Source organism: Winogradskyella undariae, from assembly GCF_013285155.1.
Classification (GTDB): domain Bacteria; phylum Bacteroidota; class Bacteroidia; order Flavobacteriales; family Flavobacteriaceae; genus Winogradskyella; species Winogradskyella undariae.
In genome coordinates, this window is record NZ_JABTEL010000002.1 from 66,150 (window position 1) to 78,210 (window position 12,061).

Below are 12,061 nucleotides of genomic sequence, written 5' to 3' on the forward strand. Positions count from 1 at the left end.
AAAAATAAATAATCTTATAAATTTATTTGCTTTTGTGCATTTTATCGGATATATTCGCACTTTTATCGAAAAATTTCAATACTCATTTTTGAATGAGAAATAAGACTTTACAACAACTATAATATATGGAAATTACTACTCGGTTCTTATGGACTAAAAATTTAATTGCTAATCTTTGTTTTTCTTTAAACAAAAGTTTCGGTTCTCATTCTAAAGTTCTTATTCTAAGTTTCTTTTTTCTTTTTAGTTTAGTAATCAATGCTCAACAAGATGTCACAGCTATCTATGGAGATCAAGGAGGGTATTTTATGTCTTCTACTACTACGCCAGTAACTTCAGATGATTCAAATAATTTAATTGGTTTTACTTCTAATGGAGTAACTTATTCTACTGGGGTTGATAATTCTATTTTAACTGCTAATAGTGTAGCTTTTACAGCTCTTGAATTTACAGCTTTTCCTGTCCCTGGAAATATAACTTATAATAGTGAAGAATTAATAGGTGTTGCTTATAATTGGGATGGTAACCCACAAAATAATTCTGCTTCAGATTATATTAAAACATTCGATCCTATTGTTCCTAGTTTTTTTATTAGAGATGGAATTAGCGGACTAGAACTAGGAACTAACTTTTTTAATATACAAGCTCAGGATTTTGTTTACGATAACTTACTTATTAATGCTGTATCGGGTGTTAATGATGGTATACCTGATTTAATAGCGACACAGACTGGTGCTCCATCAGGAAGTGATGTTTTTAAATTTGTTGATGATTTAGGTAATACAGTCGGAAACGCAGTTAGTGTTGGTTTTGGAGGTGTTCCTATTGTTGGAGGAATGCATTGGACTATTTATAAAGTTGATACAAGTACAGGTGCTGTTTCAGGTACATTTAATAATGGAATTAATACATATAGAGATTTAAGATTATTAACTTTTGAGCTTAATGATTTCGGAATTACTACAGCTAACTTATCTCAAGCAACTAAATTTATACATAATACATCAGGAAATACTGATATTGCTTTTACAGCATATAATAAAAATACGCTTAGTTTTAGTCCAGTTGATCTAGCTATTACTTCTAAAATAGAGACACCTTCAGATTTGTGCTCTACTAATTCTTTAGATTTTGTAACTACAGTTTATAATAATAGTGGTATTGATAGTAATGGTTTTGATGTTGATATGCCTATTGAATCAGGACTTAATTATGTTAGTAGTAGTGCTGTGTTTTCTTCTGGTATAGCTGTTGCAAGTTATAATAGTACAACAAATTTATGGAGTGTATCTGGCTTAGAAGCTGGTGAAAGTGTTGTGTTGACTGTAAATGTATCAGTCTCAACTTTGTCTTTACCAATTGCATATACTAATAGTATTAGTAACATGTTACAAGATGATACTAGTACTAGTAATAATTCTATTAGTGTTTCTGAAAATGATATCGATTGTGATGGCATATTTGATTCTTCTGATATTGATAACGATAATGACGGAATTCTTGATATCGTTGAGAACTCTTGTGATGCTAAATTCACTTTTAATACCGGTACAGCTGGCTGGTATTCACTAAATGATAATGATCTAAGTAAAATTGCATCAAATCCTATATCTAATTCAACTTCAACAGTTACAGGAAACCATGGTTGTACCATTGATATTACAGGTTTAGCAAATACTAATATTGCAGGATTAAGTCCTGATGCAACTGATTATGCTGTAGATTCTGATATTGATACTGGATTAACATATTTAAGAAAATCAGATATAGGTGGTCTAAATTATGGTGGTTTAATAGGGGGGACATTCTCTTATGATCATTATAATTATAGAGCTGGTTATACGGGAAATCCTGGTTGGTTAACAACTGGATCTGGGTCAGCCGTTAACGTGTATTTTTATGATACAGCAGGGAATTTTGTTAATGCAACAAGATTACTGACTTCTGCAGAACTTAATAATTGGGAAAACGGGATATGGAATACAATTTTGATAAATATTGATGATGCTTCTTTTTCGGGAACATTAGAAGATTTAACTAATGTTTTAAGCGATTTAAATGAAATAAGTATTCGTGTTGAAAATATTGGTAGTGGTCATGATGGTAATTGTTCGGATATAGAATATTTTGCTTTAGATAATGTAGCTTTTTCTTCATCTTTAGCCGTCTGTGATAATGATACAGATAATGATGGTGTGCCAGATTATTTAGATTTAGACAGTGATAATGACGGTATTTATGACGTTGATGAAGCAGGGAATACGGCATTAGATACAAACAATGATGGTGTAATAGATTCGAATGATACAGGCTTTAGTGATGTTGATAATAATGGTGCTGATGATGATGCAGAAATAACAACACCTATTGATACGTTAACTGATGATAGTTACGATTTTCAAAATACGGATAGTGATGGTGATGGTTGTAGTGATGCCAATGAGGCTTATAATGATACGGTAGCTGATGGTGGTGATGGAGGCCAGTTTGGAACAACAGACCCTGCCACAGTAGATCCCTCGACAGGTTTAGTTACAGAAGCAGGTATCGATTATACTTTAGGAACCAATGCAGCAGTTACAGATAATTCTAGTTTAGTATGTACTGATAATGATGGTGATGGTAATCCAAATTCTACTGATCCAAACCCAAATGTGCCAACAGCAAGTAGTGATACTGCAAGTGCACTTCTAAACCAATCGAATACGATTAATATTTTAGATAATGATGATTATTTAGATAATGCTGATACTGACAACGCAGGTACAACAACGATTACAGATGAAGGTTCAGGTTCTTCAGGTGGCACAATAGCTTTTGATGCAAATACAGGTGATTTAATATATACACCATTATTATCTGAAGCAGGTACAACAGTAACTGTAGTGTACGAAGTTTGTAATGATTCTAATGGAGCAATTATTTGTACAACGGCCACAGTAACTATAGACGTTGAAGGTGATAATGATGGTGATGGTGTAGGCGATTCAGCAGATTTAGATAATGATAATGATGGTATTTTAGATGTAATAGAAAATATAGGCTGTTCTTCAGGTAATGGATATGTGGTTCAAAATTGGAGTTTAATTACCCAATCTGAAGTTGTATTTGAGCCATGGAATTCTGTAGCACCTCAGGTTGCTGTTCCTAGTAATAGAGTGGAATCAGTCGTGCCCTATGCTGGGTTCGATGGGGTTATTCTTACACCAGCACTTACTCCAGATGATGATTTTATAGTGGATGATATTAGTGGTAGTGAAAATTTAACAAGTGTTGGATCAATTACTTTTGGAGATGGTATGCAAATTGTTGATTCAGGTCCAATAGGAGGTTTATCAGGTAATGTTTTCTATGTAACGGCGATATTAGAAATTCCTGTGGGAACAACAAGTTTAGATATAAGAGTTGATAGCCCTGATAACGTATTTGATTTACAAGCACTTTATGTGGCACACGATGGATCAAATAATCCTAGTACACTGTCAGGAGACTTACGATATATTGGTGAATCACTAAGAGGTAACAGTTCGCCAGTTTTTACATTAAATTCAATATCAACATACATTAGGGTAGCTTATGTATTAACTGATGGTAGAGGAAATTCTTCTGCAAGTCTTAAATGGAGTATAAATAGTGGCGCTTTTGTAGATGTACCTTTTACATCTATGTATTCTGGGGTTCCATGTGATAGTGACGGCGATGGTGTAGATGATTATTTAGATTTAGACGCAGATAATGATGGTATTTACGATGTAGATGAAGTAGGCGGTACCGATGTCGATAACGATGGTATTGCAGATGGTGCCGTTGGTACAACAGCAACTACTAATGGTATTCCTTCTACTGCAGGTACTGGTACAACACCAATAGATACATTAAATGACGGAAGTTTCGATTTTCAAAATACAGATAGTGATGGTGATGGTTGTAGTGATGCCAATGAGGCTTATGTAAGCGCAACTGCTTCGGGTTCAGATGGGGGACAGTTTGGTGATTCAGATCCAGCTACGGTAAATCCAGCAAATGGTTTAGTTACAGAAACAGGTGTTGATTATTCTTTGGGAACTAATTCCGCAGTGACTGATGCAACAAATTCTTTTGCATGTTCAATAGCATTAGAAGCTGTTAAGACGGTGGCAATCAGCAATGATGTATTACCAAGCGGCTTAAGTTTAGGAGATACAATGACTTATACGATAACTGTAGAAAATACAGGAAACGTAAGTTTAGATAATGTAGCTATCGCAGATACCTTTATAGATGCTAACGGTAATACTTTAACTTTATTAACAGGCCCAACATTTAATAGTGCAGATGTAGGAAGTGCAGAAGGTTTATTAGCAGTAGGGGAAACGGCAACATATACAGCAACTTATGTTATAGAACAAGATGCAATAGATGCAGGAGGTTTTAGTAACAGTGTTTTAGCCGAAGGCGATAGTCCAGCAGGAACAACAGTTGATGATACCAGTGATGATAATGATGATACAGATGGCAATACAGAAGATGATGCCACAGTAACAACAATAACAGCATCACCAAGTATCGAAGCCGTTAAAACAGTAGCAATCAGCAATGATGTATTACCAAGCGGCTTAAGTTTAGGAGATACAATGACTTATACGATAACTGTAGAAAACACAGGAAACGTAAGTTTAGATAATGTAGCTATCTCAGATACCTTTGTAGATGCTAACGGTAATACTTTAACTTTATTAACAGGCCCAACATTTAATAGTTCAGATGCAGGAAGTGCAGAAGGTTTATTAGCAGTAGGAGAAACGGCAACATATACAGCAACTTATGTTATAGAACAAGATGCAATAGATGCAGGCGGTTTTAGTAACAGTGTTTTAGCCGAAGGCGATAGTCCAGCAGGAACAACAGTTGATGATACCAGTGATGATAATGATGATACAGATGGCAATACAGAAGATGATGCCACAGTAACAACAATAACAGCATTACCAAGTCTAGAAGCTGTTAAGACGGTAGCACTTACAACAGATGTATTACCAACAGGCTTAAGTTTAGGAGATACAATGACTTATACGATAACTGTAGAAAACACAGGAAACGTAAGTTTAGATAATATAGCTATCGCAGATACCTTTGTAGATGCTAACGGTAACACCTTAACTTTATTAACAGGCCCAACATTTAATAGTTCAGATGCAGGAAGTGCAGAAGGTTTATTAGCAGTAGGGGAAACGGCAACATATACAGCAACTTATGTTATAGAACAAGATGCAATAGATGCAGGCGGTTTTAGTAACAGTGTTTTAGCCGAAGGTGATAGTCCAGCAGGAACAACAGTTGATGATACCAGTGATGATAATGATGATACAGATGGCAATACAGAAGATGATGCCACAGTAACAACATTAACAGCATTACCAAGTCTAGAAGCTGTTAAGACGGTGGCAATCACAACAGATGTATTACCAACAGGCTTAAGTTTAGGAGATACAATGACTTATACGATAACTGTAGAAAATACAGGAAACGTAAGTTTAGATAATGTAGCTATCGCAGATACCTTTGTAGATGCTAACGGTAGCACTTTAACTTTATTAACAGGTCCAACATTTAGTAGTTCAGATGCAGGAAGTGCAGAAGGTTTATTAGCAGTAGGAGAAACGGCAACATATACAGCAACTTATGTTATAGAACAAGATGCAATAGATGCAGGCGGTTTTAGTAACAGTGTTTTAGCCGAAGGCGATAGTCCAGCAGGAACAACAGTTGATGATACCAGTGATGATAATGATGACGCTGATGGCAATACAGAAGATGATGCCACAGTAACAACAATAACAGCATCAGCAAGTCTAGAAGCTGTTAAAACAGTAGCAATCAGTAATGATGTATTACCAACAGGCTTAAGTTTAGGAGATACAATGACTTATACGATAACTGTAGAAAATACAGGAAACGTAAGTTTAGATAATGTATCTATCGCAGATACCTTTGTAGATGCTAACGGTAACACCTTAACTTTATTAACAGGCCCAACATTTAATAGTTCAGATGCAGGAAGTGCAGAAGGTTTATTAGCAGTAGGAGAAACGGCAACATATACAGCAACTTATGTTATAGAACAAGATGCAATAGACGCAGGAGGTTTTAGCAACAGTGTTTTAGCTGAAGGCGATAGTCCAGCAGGAACAACAGTTGATGATACCAGTGATGATGACGATGACGCTGATGGCAATACAGAAGATGATGCCACAGTAACCACGATAGGTGAATCACCAAGTATCGAAGCTGTTAAAACAGTAGCAATCAGCAATGATGTATTACCAACGGGCTTAAGTTTAGGAGATACAATGACTTATACGATAACTGTAGAAAACACAGGAAACGTAAGTTTAGATAATGTAACTATCGCAGATACCTTTGTAGATGCTAACGGTAATACTTTAACTTTATTAACAGGCCCAACATTTAATAGTTCAGATGCAGGAAGTGCAGAAGGTTTATTAGCAGTAGGAGAAACGGCAACATATACAGCAACTTATGTTATAGAACAAGATGCAATAGACGCAGGAGGTTTTAGCAACAGTGTTTTAGCCGAAGGCGATAGTCCAGCAGGAACAACAGTTGATGATACCAGTGATGATGACGATGACGCTGATGGCAATACAGAAGATGATGCCACAGTAACCACGATAGGTGAATCACCAAGTATTGAAGCTGTTAAAACAGTAGCAATCAGCAATGATGTATTACCAAGTGGCTTAAGTTTAGGAGATACAATGACCTATACGATAACTGTAGAAAACACAGGAAACGTAAGTTTAGATAATGTAGCTATCACAGATACCTTTATAGATGCTAACGGTAACACCTTAACTTTATTAACAGGCCCAACATTTAATAGTTCAGATGCAGGAAGTGTAGAAGGTTTATTAGCAGTAGGGGAAACGGCAACATATACAGCAACTTATGTTATAGAACAAGATGCAATAGACGCAGGAGGTTTTAGCAACAGTGTTTTAGCCGAAGGTGATAGTCCAGCAGGAACAACAGTTGATGATACCAGTGATGATAATGATGATACAGATGGCAATACAGAAGATGATGCCACAGTAACAACAATTACAGCATCAGCAAGTATTGAAGCTGTTAAAACAGTAGCAATCAGTAATGATGTATTACCAACGGGCTTAAGTTTAGGAGATACAATGACTTATACGATAACTGTAGAAAACACAGGAAACGTAAGTTTAGATAATGTAGCTATCTCAGATACCTTTATAGATGCTAACGGTAACACCTTAAATTTATTAACAGGCCCAACATTTAATAGTTCAGATGCAGGAAGTGTAGAAGGTTTATTAGCAGTAGGGGAAACGGCAACATATACAGCAACTTATGTTATAGAACAAGATGCAATAGATACAGGAGGTTTTAGCAACAGTGTTTTAGCCGAAGGCGATAGTCCAGCAGGAACAACAGTTGATGATACCAGTGATGATAATGATGATACAGATGGCAATACAGAAGATGATGCCACAGTAACAACAATTACAGCATCAGCAAGTCTAGAAGCTGTTAAGACGGTAGCACTTACAACAGATGTATTACCAAGCGGCTTAAGTTTAGGAGATACAATGACTTATACGATAACTGTAGAAAACACAGGAAACGTAAGTTTAGATAATGTAGCTATCACAGATACCTTTATAGATGCTAACGGTAACACCTTAACTTTATTAACAGGCCCAACATTTAATAGTTCAGATGCAGGAAGTGTAGAAGGTTTATTAGCAGTAGGGGAAACGGCAACATATACAGCAACTTATGTTATAGAACAAGATGCAATAGACGCAGGAGGTTTTAGCAACAGTGTTTTAGCCGAAGGCGATAGTCCAGCAGGAACAACAGTTGATGATACCAGTGATGATGACGATGACGCTGATGGCAATACAGAAGATGATGCCACAGTAACCACGATAGGTGAATCACCAAGTATCGAAGCCGTTAAAACAGTAGCAATCAGCAATGATGTATTACCAAGCGGCTTAAGTTTAGGAGATACAATGACTTATACGATAACTGTAGAAAACACAGGAAACGTAAGTTTAGATAATGTAGCTATCGCAGATACCTTTGTAGATGCTAACGGTAATACTTTAACTTTATTAACAGGCCCAACATTTAATAGTTCAGATGCAGGAAGTGCAGAAGGTTTATTAGCAGTAGGAGAAACGGCAACATATACAGCAACTTATGTTATAGAACAAGATGCAATAGATACAGGAGGTTTTAGCAACAGTGTTTTAGCCGAAGGCGATAGTCCAGCAGGAACAACAGTTGATGATACCAGTGATGATAATGATGATACAGATGGCAATACAGAAGATGATGCCACAGTAACAACAATTACAGCATCAGCAAGTATAGAAGCTGTTAAGACGGTAGCACTTACAACAGATGTATTACCAACGGGCTTAAGTTTAGGAGATACAATGACCTATACAATAACTGTAGAAAACACAGGAAACGTAAGTTTAGATAATGTAGCTATCACAGATACCTTTATAGATGCTAACGGTAACACCTTAACTTTATTAACAGGCCCAACATTTAATAGTTCAGATGCAGGAAGTGTAGAAGGTTTATTAGCAGTAGGGGAAACGGCAACATATACAGCAACTTATGTTATAGAACAAGATGCAATAGACGCAGGAGGTTTTAGCAACAGTGTTTTAGCCGAAGGCGATAGTCCAGCAGGAACAACAGTTGATGATACCAGTGATGATGACGATGACGCTGATGGCAATACAGAAGATGATGCCACAGTAACAACAATTACAGCATCAGCAAGTATTGAAGCTGTTAAAACAGTAGCAATCAGTAATGATGTATTACCAACGGGCTTAAGTTTAGGAGATACCATGACTTATACGATAACTGTAGAAAACACAGGAAACGTAAGTTTAGATAATGTAGCTATCTCAGATACCTTTATAGATGCTAACGGTAACACCTTAACTTTATTAACAGGTCCAACATTTAATAGTGCAGATGCCGGAAGTGCAGAAGGTTTATTAGCAGTAGGAGAAACGGCAACATATACAGCAACTTATGTTATAGAACAAGATGCAATAGACGCAGGAGGTTTTAGCAACAGTGTTTTAGCTGAAGGCGATAGTCCAGCAGGAACAACAGTTGATGATACCAGTGATGATAATGATGACGCTGATGGCAATACAGAAGATGATGCGACAGTAACCACGATTACAGCATCACCAAGTCTAGAAGCTGTCAAGGTAGTAGCAATCAGTAATGATATCGCTCCAACCGGCTTAAGTTTAGGAGATACCATGACTTATACGATAACTGTAGAAAATACAGGAAACGTAAGTTTAGATAATGTAGTTATTACAGACACATTTGAAGATGCTAACGGTAACACTTTAACCTTATTATCAGAACCAACTTTTGATAGTGCAGACGCCGGAAGTTCAGAAGGTTCATTATTAGTAGGGGAGACAGCAACTTATACTGCAACTTATGTTATACAGCAAGATGCTATAGATGCAGGAGGCTTTAGCAACAGTGTATTAGCAGAAGGCGATAGTCCAGCAGATACAACAGTTGATGACACGAGTGATGATAACGATGATAATGATGGCAACACAGAAGATGATGCCACAGTAACAACGCTTACAGCATCACCAAGTATAGAAGCTGTTAAAACCGTAATAATCAGTAATGATGTATTACCAACTGGCTTAAGTTTAGGAGATACAATGACTTATACGATAACTGTAGAAAACACAGGAAACGTAAGTTTAGATAATGTAGTTATCACAGATACTTTTGAAGATGCTAACGGTAACACGTTAACGTTATTATCAGGACCAACCTTTGATAGTGCTGACGCCGGAAGTTCAGAAGGTTCATTATTAGTAGGAGAGACTGCAACTTATACTGCAACTTATGTTATAGAGCAAGATGCAATAGATGCAGGAGGCTTTAGCAATAGTGTATTAGCAGAAGGAGATAGCCCAACAGATACAACAGTTGATGATACAAGTGATGATGGAGATGATAATGATGGCAACACAGAAGATGATGCCACAGTATCACCAATCACTGCATCACCAAGTCTAGAAGCTGTTAAAACAGTAATGATCAGTAATGATGTATTACCAACAGGCTCAAGTTTAGGAGATACCATGACTTATACGATAACTGTAGAAAACACAGGAAACGTAAGTTTAGATAATGTAGCTATCACAGATACTTTTGAAGATGCTAACGGTAACACGTTAACCTTATTAACAGGTCCAACTTTTGATAGTGCTGATGCAGGAAGTGCAGAAGGTTCATTATTAGTAGGGGAGACAGCAACTTATACTGCAACTTATATTATAGAGCAAGATGCAGTAGATGCAGGAGGCTTTAGCAACAGTGTATTAGCAGAAGGCGATAGTCCAACAGGAGTAACAATAGATGATACGAGTGATGATGATGATGATGATGATGGCAACACAGAAGATGATGCAACAATAACACCAATCACAGCATCACCAAGTCTAGAAGCTGTTAAAACTGTAGCGGTTAGTAACGATGTATTACCAACGGGCTTAAGTTTAGGAGATACGATGACGTATACGATTACTGTGGAAAACACAGGAAACGTAAGTTTAGATAATGTAGCTATCACAGATACTTTTGAAGATGCTAACGGTAACACGTTAACGTTATTATCAGGACCAACCTTTGATAGTGCAGATGCTGGAAGTTTAGAAGGTTCATTATTAGTAGGAGAAACAGCAACTTATACCGCAACCTATGTTATAGAGCAAGATGCAATAGATGCAGGAGGCTTTAGCAACAGTGTATTTGCAGAAGGAGATAGTCCAGCTGGAGTAACAATAGATGACACGAGTGATGATGGAGATGATAATGATGGAAATATAGATAATGATGCAACAGTAACAACTATAGTATCAAATCCAAGCATTAATCTAATCAAAACCACTTTAGATTTAGAAGATACTAATGGAGATGGTATTTCGGGAAGCTTAGGTGATTTAATTTCATATGTATTTACTGTTGAGAATACAGGAAATGTTACACTAACAGATATTGTAGTTCAAGATAACTTACCTGGTTTAAATTTATTAGGTGGACCAATTGCTCAATTAATACCTGGTGAAATTGATACCACAACATTTACAGCAACCTATGAAATTACACAAGCTGATTTAGATGCAGGTAATGTTATAAATTCAGCAACTGTTATAAGTGAAGGTCCAAGAGGAGATTTAATTGATCCTTCAGATGATATTACTGATACTAGTGATGATCCAAATAATTTAGATGACATTGATGATAACAATGATGGTAATCCAGATGATCCAACTGTTACACCAGTTAATTCGTTCTTCGATATTGAAGTAACTAAAGTTGTAGATGTTTTAGAGCCCGTTATTGGTTCATATGTAACATTTACTATAGAAGTCGCTAATATTGGTAACGTAACGGCAACAGATGTTATTATTAACGAGCAAATCCCTAGTGGTTATGTATTCGTTTCTTACATCTCTACTTCTGGTGTTTATTCAGATTTTGATGATCAATGGGTAATAGGTCAATTAGATCCTGATCAGGTAGAAATATTTGAGGTAACTGTTGAAGTTTTAGGATTTGGAGATTATTTAAATGTCGCTTATGTTGAAAATGCATTAGGAGGTGAAGACACTAATACTTTTAATGATGAAGCTAGTGCAGAAGTAGATCCTATATGTTTAACAATTTATAACGAATTTTCACCTGATGGAAATGGTGTGAATGACACATTTGTGATTGATTGTATAGAACGATATCCAAATAATAAACTAGAGGTTTATAATAGATGGGGGAATATTGTTTATAGTAAAAAAGGCTATCTCAATAATTGGGAAGGTAAATCAAACGGAAGAACTGTTATTAACGAATCTAACGACTTACCAGTAGGTACATATTATTATGTATTAGACTTAGGGAATGGTATAGATCCACTTGTAGGATGGTTATATATAAATAGACTAAACTAATTAAT

The 12,061-nt window shown here is 36.2% G+C and carries 1 protein-coding gene; it reads left to right on the top strand.

Annotated features, from left to right (window positions below):
• Positions 1–125 precede the first annotated feature (125 nt).
• Positions 126–12,056, top strand: a complete 11,931-nt coding sequence (locus HSX10_RS02615; protein ID WP_173586653.1) for a CLIPPER-2 domain-containing protein — start codon at positions 126–128, stop codon at positions 12,054–12,056.
• Positions 12,057–12,061: the final 5 nt, after the last annotated feature.

Excerpts from the sequence above, each read along its gene's own strand:
- HSX10_RS02615 (WP_173586653.1), top strand. The coding sequence starts at position 126 with ATGGAAATTACTACTCGGTTCTTATGGACTAAAAATTTAATTGCTAAT.